Annotated in this window: 22 protein-coding genes; 8 read left to right on the top strand and 14 right to left on the bottom strand. The window is 63.2% G+C overall.

Features of this window, described 5'->3' with window-relative positions:
• Positions 1-42: 42 nt before the first annotated feature.
• From F0A17_RS02270 to F0A17_RS02255, 4 genes are all read right to left on the bottom strand, one after another.
• Positions 43-1,728, bottom strand: a complete 1,686-nt coding sequence (locus tag F0A17_RS02270) for an HD domain-containing phosphohydrolase (RefSeq protein ID WP_149326703.1) — start codon at positions 1,726-1,728, stop codon at positions 43-45.
• Positions 1,729-1,773: 45 nt separating this feature from the next.
• A complete protein-coding gene (locus F0A17_RS02265) occupies positions 1,774-5,757 on the bottom strand; it encodes an EAL domain-containing protein (RefSeq protein ID WP_228716777.1) in 3,984 nt (1,327 codons plus the stop codon).
• A 68-nt stretch (positions 5,758-5,825) separates the two neighbouring features.
• Positions 5,826-7,046, bottom strand: a complete 1,221-nt coding sequence (locus F0A17_RS02260; protein ID WP_149326702.1) for a GGDEF domain-containing protein — start codon at positions 7,044-7,046, stop codon at positions 5,826-5,828.
• A gap of 142 nt (positions 7,047-7,188) precedes the next feature.
• Complete coding sequence (locus F0A17_RS02255) at positions 7,189-7,410, bottom strand: DUF2835 domain-containing protein (protein ID WP_149326701.1); 222 nt, start codon at positions 7,408-7,410, stop codon at positions 7,189-7,191.
• Between the two features lie 192 nt (positions 7,411-7,602).
• Between F0A17_RS02255 and F0A17_RS02250 the strand changes: the two genes are divergently transcribed.
• The gene (locus tag F0A17_RS02250) at positions 7,603-8,109 is read left to right on the top strand and encodes a hypothetical protein (RefSeq protein ID WP_223111488.1); all 507 of its coding nucleotides are present in this window, start codon (positions 7,603-7,605) and stop codon (positions 8,107-8,109) included.
• 198 nt (positions 8,110-8,307) lie between these two features.
• Here the strand turns inward: F0A17_RS02250 and F0A17_RS02245 are convergent, their stop codons facing one another.
• The 9 genes from F0A17_RS02245 to F0A17_RS02205 form a co-directional block, all read right to left on the bottom strand.
• Entirely contained in the window at positions 8,308-8,607 is a 300-nt protein-coding gene (locus F0A17_RS02245) for a hypothetical protein (protein WP_149326700.1), read from the bottom strand.
• A gap of 55 nt (positions 8,608-8,662) precedes the next feature.
• Positions 8,663-8,860 (bottom strand): hypothetical protein, encoded by a 198-nt coding sequence (locus F0A17_RS02240; RefSeq protein ID WP_149326699.1) that lies wholly within the window; start codon positions 8,858-8,860, stop codon positions 8,663-8,665.
• The gene (locus F0A17_RS02235) at positions 8,853-9,221 is read right to left on the bottom strand and encodes a hypothetical protein (RefSeq protein WP_149326698.1); all 369 of its coding nucleotides are present in this window, start codon (positions 9,219-9,221) and stop codon (positions 8,853-8,855) included. Before F0A17_RS02235 ends, F0A17_RS02240 begins: the two co-directional genes overlap by 8 nt.
• 92 nt (positions 9,222-9,313) lie before the next feature.
• Positions 9,314-10,417 (bottom strand): FliC/FljB family flagellin, encoded by a 1,104-nt coding sequence (locus F0A17_RS02230; RefSeq protein WP_149326697.1) that lies wholly within the window; start codon positions 10,415-10,417, stop codon positions 9,314-9,316.
• Between the two features lie 193 nt (positions 10,418-10,610).
• A complete protein-coding gene (locus F0A17_RS02225) occupies positions 10,611-11,438 on the bottom strand; it encodes a flagellin N-terminal helical domain-containing protein (protein WP_149326696.1) in 828 nt (275 codons plus the stop codon).
• Between the two features lie 69 nt (positions 11,439-11,507).
• Complete coding sequence (locus F0A17_RS02220) at positions 11,508-11,717, bottom strand: helix-turn-helix transcriptional regulator (protein WP_149326695.1); 210 nt, start codon at positions 11,715-11,717, stop codon at positions 11,508-11,510.
• 58 nt (positions 11,718-11,775) lie between these two features.
• On the bottom strand, positions 11,776-13,206 hold the full coding sequence (gene fliD / locus F0A17_RS02215; RefSeq protein ID WP_149326694.1) for a flagellar filament capping protein FliD: 1,431 nt from the start codon (positions 13,204-13,206) through the stop codon (positions 11,776-11,778).
• Positions 13,207-13,357: 151 nt separating this feature from the next.
• On the bottom strand, positions 13,358-14,314 hold the full coding sequence (locus F0A17_RS02210; protein WP_228716776.1) for an OmpA family protein: 957 nt from the start codon (positions 14,312-14,314) through the stop codon (positions 13,358-13,360).
• 102 nt (positions 14,315-14,416) lie between these two features.
• Positions 14,417-16,951, bottom strand: a complete 2,535-nt coding sequence (locus tag F0A17_RS02205; RefSeq protein ID WP_149326692.1) for an EAL domain-containing protein — start codon at positions 16,949-16,951, stop codon at positions 14,417-14,419.
• Between the two features lie 420 nt (positions 16,952-17,371).
• Here F0A17_RS02205 and F0A17_RS02200 point away from each other — a divergent pair, with 420 nt between their 5' ends.
• Complete coding sequence (locus tag F0A17_RS02200) at positions 17,372-17,740, top strand: flagellar protein FlaG (protein ID WP_149326691.1); 369 nt, start codon at positions 17,372-17,374, stop codon at positions 17,738-17,740.
• 3 nt (positions 17,741-17,743) lie between these two features.
• Here the strand turns inward: F0A17_RS02200 and fliE are convergent, their stop codons facing one another.
• Positions 17,744-18,073 carry a flagellar hook-basal body complex protein FliE gene (gene fliE, locus F0A17_RS02195; RefSeq protein ID WP_149326690.1) on the bottom strand — a complete coding sequence of 110 codons (330 nt, stop codon included), beginning with the start codon at positions 18,071-18,073 and terminating at the stop codon, positions 17,744-17,746.
• 286 nt (positions 18,074-18,359) lie between these two features.
• Between fliE and fliF the strand changes: the two genes are divergently transcribed.
• The 6 genes from fliF to F0A17_RS02165 are packed head-to-tail and all read left to right on the top strand — an operon-like array spanning position 18,360 to position 25,052.
• Positions 18,360-20,111: a flagellar basal-body MS-ring/collar protein FliF gene (gene fliF, locus F0A17_RS02190; RefSeq protein ID WP_149326689.1), complete on the top strand. Its 1,752-nt coding sequence runs from the start codon at positions 18,360-18,362 to the stop codon at positions 20,109-20,111.
• Positions 20,104-21,108, top strand: a complete 1,005-nt coding sequence (fliG, locus tag F0A17_RS02185) for a flagellar motor switch protein FliG (RefSeq protein WP_149326688.1) — start codon at positions 20,104-20,106, stop codon at positions 21,106-21,108. The genes fliF and fliG overlap by 8 nt, the downstream gene beginning before the upstream one ends.
• Positions 21,101-21,880 (top strand): flagellar assembly protein FliH, encoded by a 780-nt coding sequence (locus F0A17_RS02180; protein WP_149326687.1) that lies wholly within the window; start codon positions 21,101-21,103, stop codon positions 21,878-21,880. Before fliG ends, F0A17_RS02180 begins: the two co-directional genes overlap by 8 nt.
• A gap of 19 nt (positions 21,881-21,899) precedes the next feature.
• A complete protein-coding gene (fliI, locus tag F0A17_RS02175; RefSeq protein ID WP_228716775.1) occupies positions 21,900-23,300 on the top strand; it encodes a flagellar protein export ATPase FliI in 1,401 nt (466 codons plus the stop codon).
• Positions 23,297-23,752 (top strand): flagellar export protein FliJ, encoded by a 456-nt coding sequence (fliJ, locus tag F0A17_RS02170; protein ID WP_149326686.1) that lies wholly within the window; start codon positions 23,297-23,299, stop codon positions 23,750-23,752. Before fliI ends, fliJ begins: the two co-directional genes overlap by 4 nt.
• A 19-nt stretch (positions 23,753-23,771) precedes the next feature.
• Positions 23,772-25,052, top strand: coding sequence for a flagellar hook-length control protein FliK (locus F0A17_RS02165; protein ID WP_149326685.1), 1,281 nt, complete (start codon positions 23,772-23,774; stop codon positions 25,050-25,052).
• Positions 25,053-25,158 lie beyond the last annotated feature (106 nt).

Genomic DNA, 25,158 nt, shown 5'->3' with positions numbered 1-25,158 from the left:
ACTTTAGCCCTCGCCCGGAATGACGGTTCACGACCAAGGCACTCAGGTCGAGACGGGGATCTCTTCGACCATATCGCCCAAACGTACCGTGACGTCGCCACGCAGCACCTCGCCCAACGCATCGCCAGGCGGCTCGATACGCTCGGTCAACTGCACCTGGAACGGCTTGCCTTGCTGATCGAGCCGCTGAATCCAGGCCATCGCGCCGCCGCTGAAGCGCACCAGGGAGCCCACGGGGCGCAGCCCGAAGCGCTGGACATAGCGCTTGACCCATGAAGGGTCGAACTGTTCGGGCGATTTCAGTAGGTGACGATAGACCGAATCGATCCGCCACGCAGGCCGGTCGACGCGATCGCGTCGCATGGCATCCACGACGTCGACCACGGCGCTCATGCGCGCCAGCTCCGGCAGCTCCGAGCCCTCGATACCAGCGGGATACCCACTGCCGTCCAGGCGCTCGTTGGTGCCGTTGACGATCGCCCGGACAATCGAGGGCGAGAGCCATTGGCAGCGTGCAAGCCGCTGACGCAGTCGCGGCACATGCTCCTTGAGTTGCTGGTACTCCGCCGGCCCGAACGATGCGGCGGCCAGCAGCGCCGGCGGCAACAAGGCCTTGCCCAGGTCATGCAACATGGCGCTGGCGGCCAGCGCCTTGCGCACCTCACGCGGCACCGAGCTGCCGTCGACCAACGCCAGGGCATGCACGGCCACGCCCAGCCCATGGCGCACGAGCCAAGGTTCGCGGCCGAGGCAGCGTGTCGCGAACAGCAGCGCCTCGATATCCTCTTCGGCCAGCATCAACAGCAGGTCGGCGTGACGCGAAAGCTGCACCGAATCGACCATGTCGCCCTGCTGCAGCTCCAGCAACTGGGCATCCAGGTAGCCGGCCACGCGCGCCAGCCGTCGCGCCATGGGCGTGGGATACTCCAGCAGGTTGCGCCGACCGACAGTCGGCGCCGCTGCGGACTGGCTCTGGAATAGCGTGGAGGGCAGTCGGCCGACATCGGCCTCTTCACCGTAGCGGGAGGTTTCGCGCTCGATTTCGCGCACGAAGAACCAGAGCTTGCGCTCCTGCTCCGCCGTACGCGCTTCGAAATGAAATCCGACACGAAGCGTCTGGCGGTTGGCGTCCGCCACCTTGTGACGGGACGATCCCTGGACCGCAAAACGGGTACCGTTGGGAAAGCAGAGCTCGATCTCGAACAGCGCCGTTTCGGCGAGCAGCGTGGCGGCCGACAAAGGCAACTCGAGCTGGCATCCCTCCTGGGACAGGTCCTTGAGATCCCCCTGCACCGCCGGTCGGTCATCCCCCAGGCTGCGCAATATGGCGCCTGCCTCCATGCCCAGCCGCAAGCGCGCGCGGAACGACTCTCGACGCTGCAACTCCTCGAGATAAGACGGGTATTCGCCCAGGCAAATGACGCGCCCCCCTGCCGAGTCGACCTCCAGCGCCTTGAGCTGGGGCGTACGTACCATCTTGCCATTCACCTGCCCCAGCAGGCGGAAGCCGAGGCCTCGCTTGAGCTCGACACTGATTTCGCGCACCGCCGTGATATCGAGCCGTAGCGATTCGGCGGAGCACTGCTCCATCACCACGACCGGCAGCGGGGCACCATCGGGCTTGTCCAGCAGCAGCGAGGCCCCCCCGGGTTGTATCAGCCCATCCAGCAGCGCTTCGATCTCGGCCGGGTTCGTTACCCGGATAAAGTCATCCTGCTCTTGCGTCATGCGCGCCTCTCGATAACTTGACCACCCGTGCGACCCGCCAAACCCCTATTTATCGGCCGAAGCGAGTGGATCTTTAGCACCGATCCTCCTGGGTCGCCGTTCGTTCAGGTAGCGGCGTAGCCGATCCAGCGGCATCGGACGCGCGAACAGAAAGCCCTGGAAGACATCGCAACCGTGAGCCGCCAGGAAGTCCCGCTGCTGCGGCTCCTCGATCCCTTCCGCCACCACGGTCAATCCCAGATGATGCGCCATGGAGATGATGCCCTGAACGATGGCACCGTCATGTCGATGGGTGGTGACATCGCGAATGAAACTGCGATCGATCTTGATCTTGCCGATGGGCAACTGCTTGAGATAGCTCAGGCTCGAGAAGCCCGTACCGAAGTCGTCGATGGAGACTTCCACTCCCATCTCACGAAGGCGGTGCAGGGTGGCCACGGCCGTCGCCGTCTCGGTCATCAGTACGCCCTCGGTCAGCTCCAGTTCGAGCGCCTGGGGCGACAGCCCGGTTTCCCGCAGGACCTGCTGCAGGTTCGCCAAGAAATTGGCGCGCCGGAACTGCAATGGCGAAAGATTGACAGAGACGCGGAATTGGCCGTACCCCTCCGCCGACAACCGGCACATATCGCGACAAGCCTGTCGCAGAACCCACTCGCTGATCGGCCCGATCTGTCCGGTATCCTCGGCCAGCGGAATGAACGTCCCCGGCGACAGGTAGCCACGCACGGGATGCTTCCAACGCACCAGCGCCTCGAACCCGAGCACGCTCTCGTCGCCGGCGTCAAGCAGAGGCTGGTAATGCAGCTCGAAGCTCCCCGCCTCGATCGCCTCCTGCAGGTCGTTGCGCAGCGCCATGCGCGCACTCACCTCGTCATTGAGCTCATCGGTGAAGCACTCCCAGGCATTGCGCCCTCTCTGTTTGGCACGGTACATCGCCATGTCGGCCTGCTGGATCAGCTCGACCGGGTTATGCAGGCCGTCGTGCAGGAACGCGATGCCGACGCTGGCGCCGATATAAAACTCGTGCTCTTCGACCCGGTAGGGCCGACCGATACACGTCAGCAAGCGCTCGGCCAGCCTAACGGCGGCCTCTTCCTGATGGAGTTTCGGTAGAAGAATCACGAATTCATCGCCGCCGAAGCGTGCCAACGTATCGCCGGGAGCCAGTTCATCGGCCAGACGCTGCGAGACCTGTATCAGCACCTGGTCGCCGACCTCATGTCCCAGGCTGTCGTTGATGGGCTTGAAATCGTCGAGGTCGACGAACAGGACGGCCAGTTGTCGGCCATGGCGCTGCGCCAATGGCACCTCGCGCAGCAGATGGCTCTCGAACAGCGACCGGTTGGCCAGGCCGGTCAACGCATCGTGGCTGGCGTGAAAAGAGAGCTTCGCCTCGTAGGCCTTACGTTCGGAAATATCATGCTGTACGCCGACGAAATGCGTCACCCTGCCCTCGCCATCGCGCACGGGCGCCAGGTAGAGATTGTTCCAGAACGGCGTGCCATCTTTACGGTAATTGCACAGCGTGACATTGATCTCACGCCGCTCGGTAATGGCCTGTCGAAGCCGGGCGATAGCCGTCGGATCGGACTCGCTGCCCTGCAGCACGCGGCAGTTCCTGCCCAATATCTCGCTGCGCCGATAGCCGGTGATACGCTCGAAGGCCTCGTTGGCGTAGATGATCGGCATGTCCGGCACCTGCGCATCGGCAATGATAATGCCGTTGATACTGGCCTCGACGCTGCGTTGCAAAATGCGCAGCTCAGTCTCCCAGCGATGCCGCTCCGTCATGTCCTTGGCAATACCGTAGAGCCCCATTACCTTGTCGTTGATCACGATCGGCAGATGGGTCAGGTCGAGATAGGCGCTGCCGCCATCGCGACGCTTGATCGTCAAGGAGTGACGAAAGGCCTCCCCCTGGCTCGTTTTGCGGAACAGCGCCTCGATGCGCTCGCGCTCGGCGGGCTCGATCAGTTCGGCGAAATGCAAGCCTTGCAGTTCCTCCAGCGTGTAGCCGGTGATGCCGCTGCAGGCCGCATTGGCGGTAACGAAATAACCCTCGAGATCGAGCGAGAAGACGGCATCGGGGTGATAGGTGAACAGCGAGCGGTAGCGCTGCTCGTTCTCGAGCAGCGCGCGGCGGTTGCGCTCGCGTTCGACCGCCAGCGAAACCAGCTCGGCGGCCTCGATCACATGGCGCCGATCGCTCCGCGAAGGCTCCCGCGGCTGGCGGTAGTAAGTCGCGAAGGTACCCAATACCCGCCCATCGCTGGCAATGACGGGGTAGGACCAGCAGGCGCGTAGCCGGTGCTCTTCCGCTACATCGCGATACCCTCGCCAGCGCGGATCGCGAGCGATATCCACGCAAATGGCAAAATCGCGAACATAGGCCGCGTGGCCGCACGCTCCCATCCCGGGCCCGATCGGAACGCCGCGTACCGCTGCAAGATATCGCTCCGGCAGGTTGACGCTGTATATCCGATCCAGCGTCTTCTGCTCGTCATCGCACAGCATGATGGAAGAGATCGCCCCATTGGCCTGCGACTCGACCAAGCGACAGATCGCTCTCAGGGTATCGGATAGCGGCTGATCGCGAGCGATCAAGGTTTGTACGCGCTGCTGAGCACGCAAATGACGCTGCGCGCTCACCAGGGCCAGCGAGCGTCGCCGGCCGAGATTCACCATGCCCAGGTTGAATGCCAACAGGTAACTGAGCACCCAACCGCCCACGGCCACCCCCAGCGGCATCCATCCCGCGCTGGAAGAGAACGACGATCCGTCATTATGGGCATGTATTTCCACGGTGACGCCACCCGGTAGAATCAGCCGGCTCTTCTCGAGCACCACCTCATCCCCGCCATGCTCACGATTGGCCATCAGGGAAGCCGACTGACGTTCGATGGAAAGCGTCAGTGGCGTCACCAGGGCGCGGATCTCCTCCCGCAGCAGGCGGCTGAGATCGATGGCAGCCACGAGTTGGCCACGCATGTCGCCGGGCAGCGGTACCGACACGAGCGCTAACTCAGGACGCTCAAGGTCGGGCAATACCCAGCGAGGATAAGTCCCCCCCACCGCCAGCCAATCGAGCAGCCAGTCATGCCGTGTCAGGCAGTCAAGTAACGTATAGGCATCACTACGATCCCGCCCCCAGGGAAAGCGCTCGGTCTCCGACTGCCAGTGCAGCGAGACCAGACTCGACAAGTCACGAAATGCTGCCGCCGCCTCTGCCTCCCGATAAGCCATTGGCGGCAGGTTTTCGAATTGCGTCCAACGGGACGCCATGCGCTGCAGTTCGCGCTGCTGACCATCCAGTACGCGTTCGGCGGTGACCTTGAAACTGGAGAGCAGTTCTGCGGCATGTCGCCGCTTAGCATCATGCTGCTGCCAGGTAAGCGCGTACCAGGCGAGCCCGCTGGCCAGCACGCTTCCCACCAGCGCCAGGATCGCCACTCGGCTCAGCATTGGCGCCACCACGTGCTGACGCGCCATCATCCACATGGCCGTCCCGGCCAACAGTGCCGGAAGCGAGGTGAAGGGCGTGGCAAAGGCGCTTCCCCATGGCCCCGGCGAAAAGCGCTCCGGCCACAGCGCAGAAAGAAGACTGACGGCACCGATCACGACGATGACACCGCCACCCAACCGCCAGCCATGCCTGCCGCGCGGAGTCGCATTGCCGGATAGCAGGCACGCCGACACCACCAGCATCGCAATACCGGTGGCCGGCGTCAGCGGCGCTTGCCAGGGGAGGGGCAACTCAAGGAGGGCCGGCCACCACGCCTGCAGCGGAGCATGCAACCCGAACGGCAGTATCAATGCGCCGCATAGCCGCGCCCACTGCAGGCGTTGTCGCAGTACCGCCAACAGACCGGCACCCACCAGCAACATCAGCGGCAGGCCGGCATGTGGCGGATGCAGGCCGGCCGGCAATTGCCAGGCCGCCAGCCCGTTGATCGCTCCCATGACCAGAAGCAACACCGGCACCAGCATCAGCCAGGTATGCAGCGCCACCTGCCGAGAATTGTTGGGCATGCGGCCCCCGCTCGTGACATGTCTTTCTTGTTATCGTCGGAAAGCCGAAATACTTGAGCCGCCGGCCATTAGCCATGGGTCGTGACCTCGACCGCAGCGACTTGGTTACGCCCGTCGCGCTTGGCCTGGAAGAGCGCCTCGTCGGCGCGCCTGAGCGCCGCTAATGTCGGTTCGTCTTCCAGCAGGGGAGTCACTCCGATGCTCGTGGTAACGGGAATACGCCGCCCTTCGTGATCGGCGAACTCGAACGACTCCACCGCGTAGCGAATGCGCTCGGCCACCTCCATGGCCCTTGCCTGGCCACTGCCCACCAACAACACCACGAACTCCTCGCCGCCGTAGCGTGCCACACAGTCATGTCGTCGCGTCTGCCCCACCAGCAATTCGGCGAACTGTTGCAGCACCGTATCGCCCACGGAGTGGCCGTAACTGTCATTGACTCGCTTGAAGTGATCGAGGTCGAGCAGCAGCAAGGAGCAGGGAATGTTACCGGTACGACCTGGCCCCTCGGTTTCGCGCTGCCATGCCTGAATCTTGGCCAGGTGTATCTCCAACGCGCCGCGATTGAAAAGTCCCGTCAGAGGATCGTGAGTCGCCTGACGATATAGCCGCAGCAGCAGGCTGAGCTGAAAATGATTCGCCGCCAGAGAAACCATCAACAGACTCGAAAGCAGCCAGAGCGCCTCCATGCCTCGTCCGGTCATCCAACTGCCATCGATGACCTGGGAAAAACCCAACAGCCCCAATAGGAGAAGACCGGCAAATAGCGACTCGAGCAGGGTGAACGGAAACACGCTAAGCGAAGCCACCAGCAGGAAAGGGATGAACCCATAGCCCACCAGGCGCTGCACTTGTGGGTCGGGCAACACGACCAAGACGAAGAGATAGAAGGCCGCCGGCAAGGCCAGCAGCATACCGGCGCTGAAACGAACGCGTCGCACCCGCTCACCGCTCGTGAAGGCAAGCAGCAAGACGGTCAATAGCCCCAGCATCAATCCGACCCGCCCCACGAGCGTGTACTTCAGCAGCTCAGCCGGCAGGGCCAGCGCGTCCACCACGATCCATAGCGGTGACAGCAAAGAAAAGATCAGCCCAACTGCGAGAACCCGACTGCGAAGATAGCGTGAGTGCGCGAACGCGAAATCCCGAGAGTGATGACGACGACTCAGCGTATCGCCCAGCGAGCTCAGCCCGACGAAAAGTTCATGCCCCGCTTCAGGCGGTGCGGCCAACGCATCCAGGCGACGGTTCTGGTACTCACGAGGTTTCCGCGTCTTGCGTGTCGACATGACATGGCCTTGTAGAGCGGCCCAGGATCGATGGCCGAGAATGAGATAAGTCGGAAAAAATAGGAATGACCCGCCGATCTTATACCAGAGCTCAGCATCCGGCAGTACCACAGACGTCGCTCGCAGTGAGCTTGGCGGCGGATCAGCCCAGCCGCACTATCGTCTGAAACCGCCCTTCCCGTGAGAATACCAACCGATACGTGCCGTGCACGCCGTCGCGTGTCACCACCCGACGCAACGCCTCGGCAGGAAAGACGACCCGTCGCCCGTCGAGACTATGCGCGAGCACCTGACCGACTCGCCCCTTATAATGGGCCAGGCAGGCCTCGGCGGAGAGTTCGATCCGTACATCAATGCTTGGCATGTTCGCTCCGTCCCTCGCGCTTCCTCACGCTCCCACTCAGCCCCCCGTCCGCCCACTCAACCCCCACTCATGACACTTTATAACGAAGCGAAGCGGTATTAGACTGCCGGCTCATCCCATAACGAGAAACCCAACCCTCCCCGCTGGCCATGGCGACTCCTCAGCGGGGATGACGCTACGCAGGAACTTGTCATGATCCGTTATCCCGACGCTTTCACGTCCGCACGGCTCGGTGCCGCGGCCCTGTGCTGCACGCTGACCCTCGCGACGACTCACACCCAGGCGCAACAGCCCGACTGGTCCGGCGACCCCAGCTACGGCAGCGTGCACCTTCAGGCGGGCTTTACCCCCGATCCCTGGACCCAGAACCTGCAGGCCGGCGGCTCCAACCAGGTAAGCGCGAAACTGGGCCCCAACTGTACCGGCTACATCATGGCCAGCGCGCCGGATGTCGACCTGCACTATACCGCCGGCAGCATGCCGCTGTACTTTGCCGTGCAATCCGCCTCCGATACCACGCTGGTCATTAACGCTCCCGATGGCCGCTGGTACTGCAACGACGACTTCAACGGCCTCGATCCGGTCGTCATGTTCCAGCATCCTGCCAGTGGCATGTATAACGTTTGGGTCGGCGTGCATGGCAGCCCTCAGATGCAATCGGCGACGCTGAAGATTACCGAGTTGAATCCGACCCGTTGAGCGGCCCGACTGTGCAGTGGTAGCGCAACGCGCGCCACTGCATGGGTCGCCGAAACACACCGAAGCCAATCATTCTGACACCCGTCAGACACACCTCCCTGCCGGAGACGCTCCCACCGGTCAGAGGTCGATGTGTCGGAATGGAATTGCCTGGCCAATGGACGAGTCATGCATGACGTGAATCGCCAATCGAATGCCTCATAACATGTCATGTCTCTCATCGTCGATATACCGGCACACCTTCTCCCCTAACAGGAGAAACAGTGAAACAATCACTGCAATACCCAGCCGAAAAAAGCCAACCTCATAGGTAGCCCAACCGGCGACATTGGCAAATTGGATGACTTCAAAAAACAAGTAGAGCCCGAAGACGACACACAGCACGGCGGCGACGCGAAACGCGTTGGCCAGGGAAAACAGGCGTTGAGAAATATCGACAGTGGATTCTTGGGTATCGGTATTTTTTCCTTGGGTATCGGTACTATCCTGCAAACTCATTTCTGCTCCTTTTCGGAATTGTTTCTTTGTAGCAACTTGCCTTTCGTAACGCGCCTCACGCGCTGCCCAGCATCAACAGCGTATGCTGCCGCTGTTGCCTGTTCGCATCGTCCAAAATCCCAAACAAGCGGTCATAATCTACCGGCATCTGCTCGTCCATGCCGGTAGCTTCGAAGCGGTCGATGGTGTGTCGGGTATCGTCGATAACCTGTTGCAGCGCATGAATGATCTGTTGTTGCTTCTCCTCAGACATCAACCCTTTCTCCCAGATTCGTTTGCAGTTCATGGGTACGTTGAAAAAGTTGCCGCATGCCCTTGATGGCGACGACCTCATGCTCGTCCAGCTCCAGAAGTAAATCTTCATCGCCTTCGCTCATCGATGCCAGCTCTTGCGAATAGCGCCTCAGCAGATGCTTCAGGTTCATGCGGATCATGCTGACTTCCAGCTCGAACTCGGCCTTGAGGTTACGGAGGCGCAACTGCTCGCGGGGTTCCGGAGAGTGCTGGACCTTGGCGTTAAGCGTATTCCCAAGGAAATGCTCGGTGGCCTTGAGTTTTGGTAAAAGGTCGTCGATTAACTCCCTTGCCGATAGGCTCGAGTGCCGTTCGTACATGTGCCCTTCTCTTAAGAAAACAGGCGCCACAAGGGCGCCTGTAGGGTCTCGAAGGATGGGACAGAGCTTGCCCCATCCGAACAAGTGTCAGATTAACCCAGCAGAGACAGCACGTTCTGCGGGATCTGGTTGGCCTGAGCCAGAACGGAAGTGCCGGCCTGCTGCAGAATCTGCGAGCGGGTCATGTTGGCCACTTCCACCGCGTAGTCGGCATCTTCGATGCGCGAGCGAGCGGCAGACAGGTTGGTCTCGTTGGTGTTCAGGTTGGTGATGGCGTCCTCGAAACGGTTCTGCACGGCACCCAGAGAAGAACGCAGGCCGTCGATCTGACTCAGGGCTTCGTCCAGCGTGGCAAGCGGACTGGCAGTGGCTTCGACAGATTCGCCAGCGGCACCGCCAACGATAATATTATCAACCTTTGCGCCAATAGTGACGTCAGCTGTCGGGTCATTAGTACCATCTCCGTCAGTGATGCTGACGGAAGCGGCATAGAACTCATTGTCAATCTTAACGTAGTGGTTACCGTCGTCGTCAACAGTGAAGTCAGCAGCCGCAACGGTCACTTCCTCACCGCCACGAGTAAAGGTGATGTCGGAGTGAGCTACGGCCACCGGAGTGCCTTGGCCATCTTCCAGAGCAGCTTGAGTCAGGTCACCTTCACTGACAAGTGTCTGAACGTTAAAAGTATCCAGACCCAGTGCTTGAGCATTGATCTGCTCCAGCTCGACCCCAATGACTTCGCCATCGTTGGCACCGACCTGAATGTTCAGAGTATCAGTATCGGCCAATACGCGGACGCCGTTGAAGGCGGTTTCGTCAGAGATACGATTGATCTCATCCAGGCGTTGGTTGATTTCGTCCTGAATGGACTGCTTGTCAGCGACAGAGTTAGTGCCATTCTGAGCCTGAACGGTCAGTTCACGAATACGCTGGACGTTGTCGTTGATCTGACCCAGAGCGCCCTCAGCGGTCTGCGCCAGAGAAATGCCGTCGTTAGCGTTACGCTGAGCCTGGGCCAGACCAGTGATCTGAGCGGTCATGCGGTTGGCGATGGCCTGACCGGCGGCATCGTCCTTGGCGCTGTTGATGCGCAGGCCGGAGGAGAGACGTTCCATGCTGGTTTGCAGGGCGTTCTGGCTCTTGGACAGGTTGGACTGGCCGATCATCGAGGTGATGTTGGTATTGATGACTGACATGGGTCATTCCTTCTTTCGTTGAGGGCTCCATTGGCGGGCCCACTGAACCTTTAATTTCTTGGCCCAGCATCTCGGGCCTGCCTCAACGGCGCCGTTGGCCGTTACCCTGTTTAACGGCACCTATCGGCCGGACTTTAGGGGGAAAGGAAAATTTTTTTCGCTTGCGTGTTGACGAGGCTCGGGCGAGGCGGCTTCAGCGCTGGCGCAGCAGCTCCAGCACGAGTTCGGGTTGGCGGTTTGCCTGGGCCAGAATGGCGAAACCGACCTGCTGCAGGATCTGAGCACGCACCAGGTTGGAGGCTTCCCGGGCGTAGTCGGCATCCATGATGCGCGAGCGGGCGGCGCCGAGGTTCACGACAGTACTCTGGATATTGTCGATCACCGCCTCGAAGCGGTTGTGTAATGCGCCGAGCTGGCTGCGCTGGCGGTCGACGCGTTTTAGCGCCTCATCGAGGGTATCCAGCGGCGATTCGGTGGCATCGCCCTCTTCGCCCGCCACGACGCGAAAACCCTCCAGCCCCAGCGAATTCCGATCGATGGTTTGGAGTTCGATGGCAATGGTCTCGCCGTCGTTGGCCCCTACCTGAATGTGCACACGGCGGTTCTCTCCCAGCACGGAAACGCCGTTGAAGCCCGTTTGCAGCCCGATACGGTCGATCTCGTCCAAGCGCTGGTCGATCTCGTCCTGAATCGCGGCAAGATCGGTGGGGCTCAGCGTGCCGTTACCGGCTTGCACGGTGAGCTCGCGAATACGCTGAAGGTTGTCGTTGACCTGGCCGAGCGCCGCCTCGGCGGTTTGTACCAGCGAGATACCGTCGTTGGCGTTTCTCGCCGCCTGGTCGAGCCCGCGGATCTGCGCCGTCATACGGTTGGCGATGGCCTGCCCCGCCGGGTCGTCCTTGGCGCTATTGATGCGCTGGCCCGACGAGAGCCGCTGCATGGCGGTTTGCATGGCCTTCTGGCTGCCGCGCAGGTTGTTCTGCACGATCATCGACAGGATGTTGGTGTTGAGGGTAAACACGCCATGCCCTCCATCGGACGTGATGTACATACACCGGTGGAGGGAATATCGGCATCAGAGGGAAAACCTTTAGCTCGCCAGCGCTCGCTCAAGGCGCAGCGCCATATCCGCGGAGATACCCGCGCTTCCCTTCAGGATGCGATAAAGGGCAGCGCGTGTCATACCAAGCCGTAAGGCCGTCTCCGTGACGGTGACGTCGTCAATGGACTCGCGGAGTACGGCGTCAAGTCTGAACAGGCCCAGGAAACGAGGAAAGGAATGAGACAGCGGCGGCTTCATGCCATTCAAAATGACAACCGCCCACTGTGGGGCGGCTGAGGTGCTGACGGGTTGACGATCACTTCTTCCCGAGCTGGGCGTTCATCATATCGAACTGCTGGAACAGATAGTCGCTGGTCTGGTTCATCTGGGCGATCAGGCCGTCGAGCTGGCCGAATTGGGTGCGGTAGCGGGCGATGGTGCCTTCGATGCTCTGCTCCATGCGAATGTAGCGCTCTTTAAGGCTCTCGATACGGTTCTCGGCACCGCTCTTGGCGCCCCCCAGGGCACCGTTGCTGCCGCTCAGTTGGGTAACCGTTTCACTGAGCTGGCCGGCCAGGCCACCCGTGGTGCTGTCACCGGCGAAGAAGGCGCTCAGGGCGTCCTGGTCGTTGACGATGACCTCGTCCAGGCGCTCCTCATCGATTTCGAGCTTGCCGTCGAGCTTCAGCGAAATGCCGATCTCGCTGAGCATGGCGAAGCCGCCCTCTTCCGCCGCCACACCGCCGCCCAGCACGCTGCGCAGGCGCGATTCGATGCTGCGCACGGCGCTGTCGCCAAGCAGGTCGCCGGCAGCGCCGCTTTCGCTATTGAAGGCGGTCAGCTCGCCGATGGTGTCCTTGAGTGAGTTGAAGGCTTCGACGAAGCCGGTGATCGCTTCGCGTACCGCACGGGTGTTCTGCTCCACCTTGACGATGCTGCTGCCCTCTTCCGCCAGGTTGAGCGTGACGCCCTGGATAGCCCCCTCCACTTTATTGGAGGCGCTGACGATGGGAATGCCGTTGACCTCAAGGCTGGCATCCTGGCCCGTCTGAGCGATCTCACCGGCCCCTTCAGCGGTGCTGAACGTTACATCCGCGGTGAAAAAGCTGTTGGGGTCAGTATATGCGTTTCCGTCTGCGTCACCGAAAGTGAGGCCGGTGATGGAGGCTTCCTGACCGGTCTCGCTGGACATCAGCGCCAACCGGTAGCCGGCGCCGTCATTGACGATGGAGGCCGTTACGCCGGCGTCTTCATGCGCATTGATGGCATCGCGGATATCTTCCAGGGAGCTGCCCGCGGCGATGGTAATCGGCACGTCAACGCCCGCGCCACCCTCCGCATTGGCGAAGCTCAGTGTCAGGGTCTGCTCACTATCGGTCAGCGGCTGATCCAGGCTCTCGATTCCCTCCAGGCGCCCGGAAGCCAAGGTGCCCGCCGTCGCCAGGTGATTTACCGTGACGTCGTACTGGCCTATCGTGGCGTCGCTACCTGCCGCCGCCTGTACCGCATCGCCGCTGACGGAAGTGGAAAGGCTCTGGTAGAGCGAGGCGTCGTTGAGCGCTTTGGCCGCGGTCTGGAAAGCGGACAGCGCCCCCTCCAGCTTGCCGTAAGCGGAAATCTTGACCTGCTGGGTCTCGATCTGCCGTTCGATGGGCTTGAGCTTGCCGCGCTCGGCCTCGTCGAGCTGGTCGAGCAGGCCGTTGAGGTCGAGCCCGGAGCCGATGCCGAGGGAAGAGATACTGGCCATGAGAACTGCCCTGTGTTGGTGGATTTACCTCCTGGTCCTCGTTATGTCGGCCGCGAGCCAAATAACTTTAGCGTTTTCTTCAAAGAGGACCGTTGAGCCGGTGCAACGCCATATGACCGAGCGCAGGCCCGCTTCGGACAACGCCTAGCCATCAGCGCGCGTGGATAATCACTTCCACCCGGCGATTCTGCGCCCTGCCCTCTGCCGTATCGTTGTCGGCCAGTGGCCGGGTATCGGCCAGGCCCACGGCGCGCAGGCGACGAGCCTCCACCCCGGCCCGCTCCAGCGCGTGCACAATGGCAATGGCGCGGGCGCTGGAAAGCACCCAGTTGGAGGGAAACGCCTCGGTTTCGATCGGTCGACTGTCGGTGTGGCCCTCCACGGCGACTTCCCCCTCGTGTCGCTGGATGACCTCGACCAACCGCTGGATGAGCGCCTCACCGTCGTCGGTCAACTCGGCGGCAGCGGTGGGAAACAACCAACGGTCCTCCACCCTCAACCGCAACCCTTCCGCGACCCGCGACACCTCGACTCCTTCCAGGTCGGCCAGATACGGGGCCTCCTGTATCCGCTCCTCCCATCGCTGCTGCAGCGTCTCGGAGCCGGCGATGGCAACGGGATCGATGTCGCGCACCCCTGCGGGTGGACGGCCGGTCAGCACCAGCATGAAGTCGGCGGGCGGTAGCGACAGCTCGGCGGCATCGGGCGCGAGCGGCTGTGGCAATGCCCTCGGCGTGGCGTCGTCACGCTCGAGCAGCGCCAGCGGCGTGGGAGGGGCCGGAAACGGCAGGCGGCCTTCCGGCGCGGGCGTTTCGGGTGGTGTCGATCGAGCCGGCGGCCCCGCCACGCCAAGTGCCGCCGCGATCGCCGTCGGTGACAGCCCCCTTGGCTCTAGGCGCGGTACCGGCGCCCAGGGCAGGGTCCGGATCACCTCGCTCGGCAGGGGAGCCACGTAGCCCGGCTCGTCATCGGCGCGGCCCAGGTGAGTCAGCGTGAAGATCAGTACCATCAAGGCGACCAGCAAGGTCATGATGTCCAGATAGCCGATCATCCAGACACTGTCCTGATCGTGGTCATGATGCGTCGGCAACAGCGACTCGTGGCGCATGGGGCCTCGATGATCGCTTGCGTCACTGGTCGGAAAGGACATAGAGGAGGTGAATCACCCGAAACGTAGGGGAAACGGAGGTGCCTGGCCAGGCCGTGTAGCCTAACGGGTCGTATCGACTTGTGGAACCTCCACCCCTTTTCGCGATGCCAGGTAACGGCTGGCAAAGAGATCGGCAGGAACGGCCCGACCGGTCAGATAGCCTTGGATCAGATCGACGCCATGGCGCCCCAGCGCCTCCCGCTGAGCCTCGCTCTCGACCCCGACGGCCGCCACGCGCAGCGCCATTTCCCGTGCCAGCCCCGCGACGGCGGCCACGATTGCCGCGCTCCCCCGCTGCCCGCTGTCCAGCCGCTGCACGAAACGTCGATCGATCTTGAGCAGACTGACCGGCAGCTCCTGCAGGTAGCCGAGCGAGGCATAGCCGGTACCGAAATCATTGATCGCCACGTCACCGCCCAGCCGACGCAGGCGTTTCAGCACGACAACCGCCTGATGCGGCTTGTCGAGCAGGGTGCGCTCGGCGATCTCGAACCCCAGCAAACCCGGTGGAAGACGATGCTCCTTCAGCTTGGTGGCGATGCGCACCGGCAGATCGTGCTGCCAGAACTGACGAGCCGAAAGGTTGATGCTGATCGGCACCGGCCCGGCGCCAACGGCACTCCAGGCGCTCAACTGGGCGCAGACTTGCTCGAGAATGTAGTCGTCTAGCGACGGCAGCAGGCCGGCCCGCTCGGCCAACGTCACCACACTGTTCGGCGACACACTGCCGAGCAGCGGATGGTGCCAGCGCAGTAGCGCCTCGGCGCTATGCAAGGTCGCGCTCGCACGCTCGAAAATGGGCTGGTAGTGAAGCTGAAGGCCTTCGCCCGTGGCGAAGGCCTCGCGCAGGGCGGTTTCCAGCGCCCGCTGACGATCGTCCTGCAGGTTCATTTCGTCGCGATAGAGGCGATAGCCGTTGCGCCCTTCCTGCTTGGCCCGATACATCGCCACATCCGCGTTGTGAACGAGCGAATCGGCGCTCGTGGCATCGTCCGGATACAGGCTGATCCCCAGGCTGCAGCCGACGCGGAACTCTTGTCCTTCGATCACGCAAGGCTCACCGACTGCTTCGACCAGGCGCCGAGCGATGCGCGTGACCTCATCGATCTCTTCCAGATCCGGCAGCATGACCAGGAACTCATCGCCTCCCAGGCGGGCCAGGGTGTCATCCTCGCGCAGGCGCAACTGTAGCCGCTCGGCGATCATCACCAGCAGCTCATCGCCGAAGGCATGGCCCAAGGCGTCGTTGACCTGCTTGAAATGATCCAGGTCGACGAAGATCACCGCCAACCGGCTCTGGTTGCGATGCGCGTGACGAATGGCGAGCTCCAGCCTGTCCTCGAGCAACCGGCGGTTCGGCAACCCCGTCAAGGGATCGTAGTAGGCCAGCTTGCGGACGCGCTCTTCCTGCTCGCGCATGTGGGTGATGTCATTGAAGAGCGCGGCATAGTGCGTCACCGTACCGCCGTCATCGCGGATTGCCGTGATGGTCAACAATTCCAGGAAGAGTTCGCCGCTCTTGCGCCGGTTCCATATCTCGCCTCGCCAGTAGCCGCAGCGTTTCAGCGTTTCCCACATCTGACGGTAGAACGCCGATTCATGACGCCCCGAGGACAGGATCTGGGGCGTCTTGCCGATGACTTCGTCGGCGGTATAGCCCGTCATATGGGTAAAGGCGCGGTTGACGAATTCGATGCGATTGTTGGCATCCGTAATGATGATGCCTTCGAGCGAAGAGTCGATGACACGCTCCGCCAGTTGCCGGTTCTCGCGCGACTGGGCGAGCGCACGGTCGCGCTGCTCCAGGGCGTTGCGCAGATCCTGCAGGTAGAGATGTTCCGCGCCGGCCAGCATGTCGCGAAATCCCAGCAGCCCCACGACCTCTCCGGCCTCGTCCAGCACGGCCAGGTGGCGTACGCGATGGTTCATCAGCAGGTCGCGCGCCTTGATGAGGGTATCGTTCTGGCAGACCGTCAGCAGCGGGCGACTGGCGAGCCCCGAGATGGGCGCATCACCGGGGTGACCCGCCACGAAGCGAACCAGGTCGCGCTCGGTGAGGATGCCAAGCTCACCGTCTTCGCACTTCACCACTACGGCATCGCACTCGGAGAGGCGCATGGAGCGCGCCGCCTGGGATAACCGCTGGCTGCCTTCAAGCACCAGCGTACGCTGACGCATGGCAGCCTGGACTTCACGCAGACGCAGGTACGGCTCGAGCCCCTGATTCAGGATGACGTCGGTCTGCGACAGAATGCCGAGGAGGTCTCCGCCGTCATTGACGACCAGGAAATGGCGACGCCTTTCGGCATTGAAGCGCAACGCCGCCTCGGTGATCGTTGTGGAGACAGACAAGCTCGCCACGGGCTGGCTCATGGCCTTGACGATGGGCATGCGCACGGCTTCGGGGTCCGCGAAATCGATGGCCAAGGCATCATGCTCGGTCCAGATGCCCACCGGCTGGCCCGCCTCGATGACCACGATGGAACTGCACTGACGATGCGCCATGCGCTCGGCGGCCACCCACAGGGGGGTATCCGGCTCGCAGGTCAGCAGTCCGGTCTGCATGATGCGTTCGATGGGTAGCTCTTGGCTCATGGCGCCTCACTGAGGAGAATCTGCGACTTGAGGGCTCCGGTGGAAGCTTTTCGAGACCCGCCGGCCTTCCGGCCTGATTCGGCCTTCTTACTCAAGCGCAACCTGCGTATGACGGTACGAATACGCTTAATGTAGCAATTCGTTACGCCATTGTATCCGCTACGCCTTGCCGCACGTCAACGCATCGTTATTACGTCCAATGCTGCCGGCGCCTGGCCGCCTGACCCACTGTCGCCGGCCCGGACATCCTCACACATCACTATCGAAGTTTTTCCTAAAGAAAGGAAGCGCGCGGCCGATAGGGGTAATGGGAAAGGCCGGTCATGACCGGCCTGGGGTGGCTGAGCTAACAGGGAACGCCGTAGGCATTTGTGCAGTGTTTCCCTCGTGCTTGCCAGGATACCAACAAGGGAACACCACATGTCTTCGCCATTGACCGATGCTACACACGCCCTGAGCAGCTCCGCGCTGCATGATCTCTCGCCGCGGCAGCGCAAGGAGACCGTTCTGGCTTCGCTGCCCACGGCCGGCACCATGCTGGCACAGGCCGAAAGCCACGGCATTGCACCGACCCAGGCCGACCTGGTGGAGCCGATTCAGCGCATCAACGAGGTGCTACGGCAGTACGGCGTCGAGTTCGAGCTCAGAGACGAAGCCTCGCAGATCGTCACGCGCATCGTCGATCGGGAGACCGGCGATGTGCTGCGCCAGATCCCCAGTGAGGAGGTGCTGGTTATCGCCGAACGGCTGGACGAGCTGAACGGCCGGTTGATCAGCTTGGAGGTTTGAAGGTTACACCTGCATGTTCATGACGTCTTTATAGGCGGTGACAAGGCGATTGCGCACCTGCAGGCCCATCTGAAACGCCACGCTGGCCTTCTGCATGTCGGCCATGACGTCGTTGAGCTCGACGTTGGGGTCGCCGGCCTGGAAGGCCATGGCCTTGGCGTTCGATGCCTGCTGCAGGCGATTGATTCGCTGGATCGAGGCCTGCAGCTCGCCGGCAAACCCTCCCGCCCCTATCTGGGTGGAGACCTGCTGGCCCTTGCCGACCTGCCCACTGGCCTGGGTCGCCAGCGACTGCATCTGGGCCAGTGCCGACTGGATGGCGGGTGAACTCATGATCCGCGCCCCTTGTGTCCGTTGCGAAGGTGATGGCCGGAGCGGGAAAACCGGCCCCTGGCGAATGTAGTGCTAGGCTAACAGGTCCTCTTCGCCAGCCAAGCGGCCAATTGGCAGTGAAAAACGAGGCTTTTCCCGCCTTTGGACTAGAGGGCGACTCGCATAATAGCGTCCATCACAGTTGCGCCCCGTGCGGCGTGCCAGAATACGATGGACGGATTCAATCAATGCCATCTTCTCGCAACAAGTTCCAAGCGACCCTCGGCGCTTTCCCGTGGGGGTGCGCATGAGCAACGGCGCCACCACCCAGGGTCGTCAGGACACGACGGCCAGCCACGCCCCTCCGGCGGCGATGCTGGCGCGCCTGCAACAGCAGCTGAGCGGCAACCCACTGATCGCCATACTGATCGGTGGCGCCGCCGTGATCGCGATCGTGGTCGCTCTGCTGATGTGGGCACGCGCGCCGGAGTATCGCGTGCTCTACAGCAACCTCTCCGAAGCCGACGGCGGTCGCATCATCAATGAGCTCGACAGCCGCGGCATCCCGTATCGTTTCAGCGAAGGCGGTTCGGCACTGCTGGTGCCGGGCGAGTCCGTGCATAGCTTACGGCTCCAGCTCGCCGAACAAGGGCTGCCGCATGGCGGCAACGTCGGCTTCGAGCTGATGGACAACCAGGCATTCGGCGTCAGCGAATTCGCCGAGCACGTCAATTACCAACGCGGGCTTGAAGGCGAGCTATCGCGCTCGATCGAATCCCTCGGGCCGGTCGCTCGCGCCCGCGTCCATCTGGCCATGGCACGCGCTTCGGTTTTCGTGCGCGACCGCGAACCGGCCAAGGCGTCCGTCATCGTGACGCTGGAGTCGGGCCGCACCATCGGCGACAGCCAGGTCAGCGCCATCATTCACATGGTATCCAGCAGCGTGCCGGACCTGGCCTCGGAAAACGTCACGGTGGTCGATCAAAATGGCCGCCTGCTGTCGCAGCCGAACACGCAAGGCCGTGGGCTGGACGCCACCCAACTCGATTACGTCGCCGAGGTCGAACGCTCCTTCCGCCAGCGCATCGAGAACATCCTGGCCCCCATCCTGGGTCAGCAGAACGTGCGCGCCCAGGTGACGGCCCAGGTGGACTTCTCCCGTCGCGAGGAAACCTCCGAGCGCTACGGCCCCAACCAGCCCCCCAATGAAGCCGCGGTGCGCAGCCGTCAGTCCAGTCTCTCCTATAACGGTGGTGACGATCTTGCCCTGGGCATTCCCGGTGCGCTGAGCAACACGCCTCCCGGCACGGCCCCCTCGCCCATCGAGCTGCCGGAGGACGAGAACGGCGAGCTCACCGACGAAGAAACAGAAGAAGCGCAACAGAACCTGCAGGCACTGAACAACCTGCGGCAGGACGACGTGGTGAATTACGAGGTCGATCGCAGCGTGTCGCATGTCCAGCATCGTCAGGGACAGGTGACTCGCCTTACCGCCGCGGTGGTCGTCGATTATCGCGAGGAGCGCGACGAGGAAGGCGAATGGCAGCGGGTCCCGCTCAGTGATGTCGAGGTCGCCCAGATCGAGCGCCTGGTGCGTCAGGCCATCGGCTTCTCGCAGGCGCGCGGCGACGAGATCGAGGTGGTCAACAGTCCGTTCAGCCGCGCGCTCGAGGACGAGGAAGCCCTCGAGTGGTGGCAGTCGCCTGCGGTACACGAACTGGCCCTCACCCTAGGTCGCTATCTGCTCGTCGCGTTGGGCGCCCTGCTCGGCTACTTGCTGATCCTGCGCCCGCTGATCAAGCGCTATACCGAACAGCCCGTATTGGCCACCGCTCCCGGCACCGGCCTGCAGGTACGGGTCGGCGATGAACCGGAGGCCGCCGAGGGGGATCTCGAATCCACCGAGGCCGATGAGGAATTGCGCCCCTACCAGAAGCCGAAGCGCAAGCGCCGCTCGTCGGCCTATGAAGACCACCTGGCCGAGCTGCGTGAGCTTGCCCAGGAGGATCCACGCATGATCGCCATGATCGTTCGCAGCTGGATGAACAAGCATGAGTAGTGCCAAGCCCATGAGCGGCGTACGCCGCAGCGCCATCCTGATGCTGGCCCTCGACGAGGACAGCGCGGCGGAGGTCTTCAAGTACCTCGCGCCCAAGGAGATTCAGCAGCTCAGCATGGAGATGGCGGAGTTGGACCAGGTCTCGCATGAGGACATGCAGCAGGTGATGCTGGAGTTCCATCGCGAGACCGAGGAGTTCATCGCGCTGAACCTCAACTCCAGTGATCACATCCGCTCGGTGCTGACCAAGGCGCTGGGCAGCGAGCGCGCCACCAGCCTGATCGAGGACATCCTGGAATCGACGGGCACCAGCAGCGGCATCGACTCGCTCAATCTGATGGAAGCCTCGATGGTGGCCGAACTGATCCGCGAGGAGCATCCGCAGATCATCGCCACCATCCTGGTTCATCTCGAGCGTCACCAGGCCGCCGATATTCTCGAACTGTTCGACGACAAGCTACGCAACGACGTGGTTCTGCGTATCGCCACCTTCAGCGGCGTACAGCCCGCCGCCCTGCAGGAGCTCACCGAGGTGCTCTCGGGCATGCTCGACGGCCAGAACCTCAAGCGCAGCAAGATGGGCGGCGTGAGGACGGCCGCGGAAATTCTCAATCTGATGAATTCCTCACTGGAGGAGACCGCGATCGAGACGGTGCGCGCCCACAGCGAGGACCTGGCCCAGAAGATCATCGACGAGATGTTCCTGTTCGAGAATCTCATGGACCTCGACGACCGCAGCATTCAACTGCTGCTCAAGGAAATCGACACCAATTCGCTCGTGGTGGCCCTCAAGGGAGCGCCGGAAGGGCTCATGGAAAAGTTCCTGCGCAACATGTCTCGCCGCGCCGCCGATCTGATGCGCGAGGACATGGAGGCGCGCGGGCCGATACGCGTTTCCCAGGTGGAGGCCGAGCAGAAAGCGATTCTGCAGGTGGTGCGTCGCCTGGCAGATTCCGGCGAGATCGTGCTGAGCGGTGGAGACGATACCTATGTCTGAGCGCGCCCCCGCTTCTTCCGAACGCCACGCGCCATGGCAGCGCTGGCAGATGGGAGAGCTTCAGCGCGAGGCCAGGAACGAGGCGGCACCGCGCGAGCGCGATCCCGTTCAGGAGGCACGGCGACGCGAGCAATTCCAGCGCCAGGCCGAACTCAAGGCGCTGCGTGAGAACGTCATGCGCGAAGCCCGCGAAGAAGGCTACCGGGCCGGTTTCGAGGCGGGCCGCAGCGAAGGGCATGTGCAAGGGCTTGAAGAGGGGCGTCAGGAGGCGCAGCGCGAGTTGCAGCAGCGCACACGGGAGGTCGTTGCCCCCCTCAAGCCCTTGGCGGAACAGTTCGCCGAGGCGCTGGCCGGGATCGACGACGACATCGCCGGCGACCTGGTGGAGCTGGCTTTATCGGCCGGCTATCAACTGGCCGGCGATGCACTCAAGGCCCGCCCCCGCCAGGTGCTGGAGCTGGTCAAGGCGCTGCTGCACACCGAGCCGCCGCTCATCGGTCAGCAGCGACTCTGGCTCCATCCACAGGATCATCGACTGGTCGAGGAGCACCTGGGCAGCGAGCTGGCCGCCGCCGGCTGGAAACTGCAGCCCGACGACCAACTGACCCGAGGCGGCTGCCGTGTCACCAGCGCCAATGGCGAACTCGACGCCACTTGGGAAGCGCGCTGGGAGGCCGTCAAATCCCAGGTTCGGCGGCGACGTACGGCGGCCGCCCACCATGGCGGCTCCGATAACGATCGCGGCAACGATCGTCACGATAACGACGCATAACCAGAGGCACCGTACGCACATGGCCGACGCAGTGGCTCCGCGCTTCAACACGCATCAGACACGCTGGCAGCAGACGCTGCGGCATGTCCGTGAGCGCGTGGAAACCGTGCCGGGGTATCGCACCAGCGGCCGGGTGCTGCGCGCCACCGGCATGGTGATCGAGGCGGTCGGCCTGCGCGTGGCCCTGGGCAACGCCTGTCGTATCGAGCTGCTCTCACCGGGCGGTAGCGAACCGCCGCGCTTTGCCGAAGCCGAAGTCGTCGGCTTCAATGGCGATCGGCTGTTTCTCATGCCGCTCACCGAGATCACCGGGCTGATGCCCGGCGCCCGTGTCTTCCCGCTCGGCGATGGCCCCGATCACGCCGCGCGCCGTTTCCCGCTCGGCGAATCGCTGCTCGGTCGAGTGGTCGACGGCAATGGCGAGCCTCTCGATGGGTTCGGCCCGCTGGACAGCGCCCCCCGCGCCCCACTCTCCACCCCGCCACTCAATCCGCTCAAGCGTGCGCCGATCAACGAGCAGATCGATGTCGGCATCCGTGCCATCAACGCCCTGCTCAGCGTGGGACGCGGGCAGCGCATGGGGCTGTTCGCCGGCTCCGGCGTGGGCAAGTCGGTGTTGCTCGGCATGATGGCTCGCTATACCGGGGCCGATGTCATCGTGGTGGGGCTGATCGGTGAACGGGGGCGCGAAGTGCAGGACTTCATCGATAACATTCTGGGGGCGGAAGGACGCCGTCGCGCCGTGGTCGTGGCGGCACCGGCGGATACGTCGCCATTGCAGCGCCTGCAGGGGGCAGCCTACGCCACCCGCCTGGCGGAAGGGTTCCGCGACCAGGGCAAGAACGTGCTGCTGATCATGGACTCGCTCACGCGTTACGCCATGGCCCAGCGCGAGATTGCCCTGGCCATCGGCGAGCCGCCCGCCACCAAAGGCTATCCGCCGTCGGTTTTCGCCAAGATCCCCAGCCTGGTGGAGCGCGCCGGCAACGCCGAGCGCGGTCGCGGCTCGATCACGGCCTTCTATACCGTGCTGACCGAAGGCGACGATCAACAGGATCCCATCGCCGACTCGGCTCGCGCCATTCTCGACGGTCATATCGTGCTGTCGCGCACGCTGGCCGAAGCCGGTCACTACCCGGCGATCGATATCGAAGCCTCGATCAGCCGTGTCATGACGCACATCATCGATGACGGGCAGCTGTCGATGACGCAGACCTTCAAGCGTCTCTTCTCGCGCTACCAGCGCAACCGCGATTTGATCAGCGTCGGCGCCTACAGTCCCGGCCACGATCCGCAGCTGGATGAAGCTGTCCAGCGCTACCCGCTGCTGGAGCATTTTCTGCAGCAGGGGATGAATGAAAACGCCTCGATAGAGGCCTCTCGACAGCGTCTTGCTGAGACCCTAGGAGTCAGGCAATGAGTGCATCGTCACAACTCGCCATGTTGAGCGAGCTGGCCCGCGACGCCCGCGATCAGGCAGGTCAGATGCTGGCGGGCGAGCGCCATAGCGAGCGCCAGGTGGCCGCCCAACTGGAGTCGCTCAACCGTTACCGTCTCGAGTATGCCGAGCGCCTGCAGCAGGCCATGCGTGAAGGGATCGATCCCGCCAGCATGCACAACTATCAACAATTCCTCGCCTCGCTGGACGCCGCCCTGCAACGCGCCAGAGAGGCGCTGGATGCCCAGCAGCAGCGCGTCCAGCAGCGTCAGCAACAATGGCAGCAGGAACAGAAACGCCTGTCGGCCTTCGACACCCTGGCATCGCGGCGTGAGGTCGAGCAGCAGCGGCAGGAAGCCCGCCGCGAACAGCGCATCAGCGACGAAATGGCGGCTGGACGGCTCTTGCGCCAGCGCACCGAGTACGCGTCGTGATTCGGTTTAGGAGACAACGATGAACATTTCCATGATCCTGGCCTCGCTGCCGTCCCAGGCAACCGGCAACGTCGAGCCCGGCGCCGTCGGCCAAAACGGTCGTTTCGCCCTGAGCCTGGCCAACGCCGGCGGCGCCGCTCACACCGCAGCCGGTGGGCCGATGCTGAAAGCGCTGGGAAACGCGGCCCATGGGACCGCGCCATCGACCATGGCCGCACATCAGACGCTGCTGCAAGCGCTTGATGCCCGGCTGGCCCGGGCTGATGGTGAAACGGATGCCGGCGATACCGATGCCCTCCTCGATGAGATCATGGCCCGCCTGACACTGATCGAAGAGACCCAGCAATGGCAAACCGGAGCGACCGATGCCGCCCTGCCGAACCCGGCATGGCTGCCGGCCGAGCTGTCCCAGGCCGGTGAAACGCCGCTGCCCAATACGGCGGCCGATGCCGTGGCGCTGATGTCGGCCCCGATGGATGCCGCGCTCAGGTCACAGGGCGCCGCCGAACGCACCCCGGCTCCCCTGCCCGGTGTCGCTCAGTTGGCAGAGGTGCCCGCGAACGCGGACACCCAGCGCGCCATGACGCGCGCGGAGGCGACAAATCCGCTGCTCGCGGGGGCCACCCCACCTCCGGCCCGCGATGGTGCCGAAGCGGCCACGCGCAGTGCCGAGTTCGCCTCGAGCCGTGCGGCAGCGCTTCCGACCCACGGCGTGCAGGCCAACGGCGCCGACCTTCGCGCAGCCAGCGATACCGCGAGAGGTGGCTTCGTGCCGGAATCCGTTCCCCTTGCTCCCCAAGCCGCTTCAACGGTTTCCACCTCGGGCGCTCAAACGACCGTGCCGATACCTGCCCAGACCCATCTGAGCGCTCCCTTGCAGAGCCCCGCCTGGCCCGGGCAGTTGGGACAGCAGTTGGTGCAGTTCGCCCGCCATGGCGGGGAGCAGCGCATCGAGATGCATCTCCATCCGGCCGAGCTGGGGCCGCTTTCGGTCACGTTGAAGGTCACCGAGCAAGGCGCGCAAGCGCAATTCCTGTCGGCGCACGCCCAGGTCCGTCAGGCCATCGAGCAAGCGATTCCCCAGTTGCGTGAATCGCTTGCCGAGCAGGGCATCAGCCTGGGGGACACCTCCGTCGGCGAGCAGCGGCAGCATGACGCCCAGGCATTCGCCGGCAACGGCGGCCAGCAGGGCCGCTCGGCTCCCGGACAAGGTGGCGAGGCGATGCTCGTGGACGGTGAGGAGCACGATGCGCTAGCGACCCAGGTCTCTCTGGAGGGACGCGTCAATCTCTATGCCTGACAAAAAGGCAAGATAGCCCCTTTCGCGTGGCCTGTTCCCCCCTTCACGGGCCGCGCGTCTCCGACATAATTCCCTCAACGGTTGTAACGACACGAAAGGCACGGTA

The organism is Billgrantia pellis (assembly GCF_008297955.1).
Lineage (GTDB): Bacteria > Pseudomonadota > Gammaproteobacteria > Pseudomonadales > Halomonadaceae > Halomonas > Halomonas pellis.
This window is presented reverse-complemented; position numbering and strand designations above follow the sequence as displayed.

Coding starts and splice junctions, on each gene's coding strand:
- F0A17_RS02270 (WP_149326703.1), bottom strand. CDS start 1,728: ATGACGCAAGAGCAGGATGACTTTATCCGGGTAACGAACCCGGCCGAG.
- F0A17_RS02265 (WP_228716777.1), bottom strand. CDS start 5,757: ATGCCCAACAATTCTCGGCAGGTGGCGCTGCATACCTGGCTGATGCTG.
- F0A17_RS02260 (WP_149326702.1), bottom strand. CDS start 7,046: ATGTCGACACGCAAGACGCGGAAACCTCGTGAGTACCAGAACCGTCGC.
- F0A17_RS02255 (WP_149326701.1), bottom strand. CDS start 7,410: ATGCCAAGCATTGATGTACGGATCGAACTCTCCGCCGAGGCCTGCCTG.
- F0A17_RS02250 (WP_223111488.1), top strand. CDS start 7,603: ATGATCCGTTATCCCGACGCTTTCACGTCCGCACGGCTCGGTGCCGCG.
- F0A17_RS02245 (WP_149326700.1), bottom strand. CDS start 8,607: ATGAGTTTGCAGGATAGTACCGATACCCAAGGAAAAAATACCGATACC.
- F0A17_RS02240 (WP_149326699.1), bottom strand. CDS start 8,860: ATGTCTGAGGAGAAGCAACAACAGATCATTCATGCGCTGCAACAGGTT.
- F0A17_RS02235 (WP_149326698.1), bottom strand. CDS start 9,221: ATGTACGAACGGCACTCGAGCCTATCGGCAAGGGAGTTAATCGACGAC.
- F0A17_RS02230 (WP_149326697.1), bottom strand. CDS start 10,417: ATGTCAGTCATCAATACCAACATCACCTCGATGATCGGCCAGTCCAAC.
- F0A17_RS02220 (WP_149326695.1), bottom strand. CDS start 11,717: ATGAAGCCGCCGCTGTCTCATTCCTTTCCTCGTTTCCTGGGCCTGTTC.
- fliD (WP_149326694.1), bottom strand. CDS start 13,206: ATGGCCAGTATCTCTTCCCTCGGCATCGGCTCCGGGCTCGACCTCAAC.
- F0A17_RS02210 (WP_228716776.1), bottom strand. CDS start 14,314: ATGCGCCACGAGTCGCTGTTGCCGACGCATCATGACCACGATCAGGAC.
- F0A17_RS02205 (WP_149326692.1), bottom strand. CDS start 16,951: ATGAGCCAAGAGCTACCCATCGAACGCATCATGCAGACCGGACTGCTG.
- F0A17_RS02200 (WP_149326691.1), top strand. CDS start 17,372: ATGTCTTCGCCATTGACCGATGCTACACACGCCCTGAGCAGCTCCGCG.
- fliE (WP_149326690.1), bottom strand. CDS start 18,073: ATGAGTTCACCCGCCATCCAGTCGGCACTGGCCCAGATGCAGTCGCTG.
- fliF (WP_149326689.1), top strand. CDS start 18,360: ATGAGCAACGGCGCCACCACCCAGGGTCGTCAGGACACGACGGCCAGC.
- fliG (WP_149326688.1), top strand. CDS start 20,104: ATGAGTAGTGCCAAGCCCATGAGCGGCGTACGCCGCAGCGCCATCCTG.
- F0A17_RS02180 (WP_149326687.1), top strand. CDS start 21,101: ATGTCTGAGCGCGCCCCCGCTTCTTCCGAACGCCACGCGCCATGGCAG.
- fliI (WP_228716775.1), top strand. CDS start 21,900: ATGGCCGACGCAGTGGCTCCGCGCTTCAACACGCATCAGACACGCTGG.
- fliJ (WP_149326686.1), top strand. CDS start 23,297: ATGAGTGCATCGTCACAACTCGCCATGTTGAGCGAGCTGGCCCGCGAC.
- F0A17_RS02165 (WP_149326685.1), top strand. CDS start 23,772: ATGAACATTTCCATGATCCTGGCCTCGCTGCCGTCCCAGGCAACCGGC.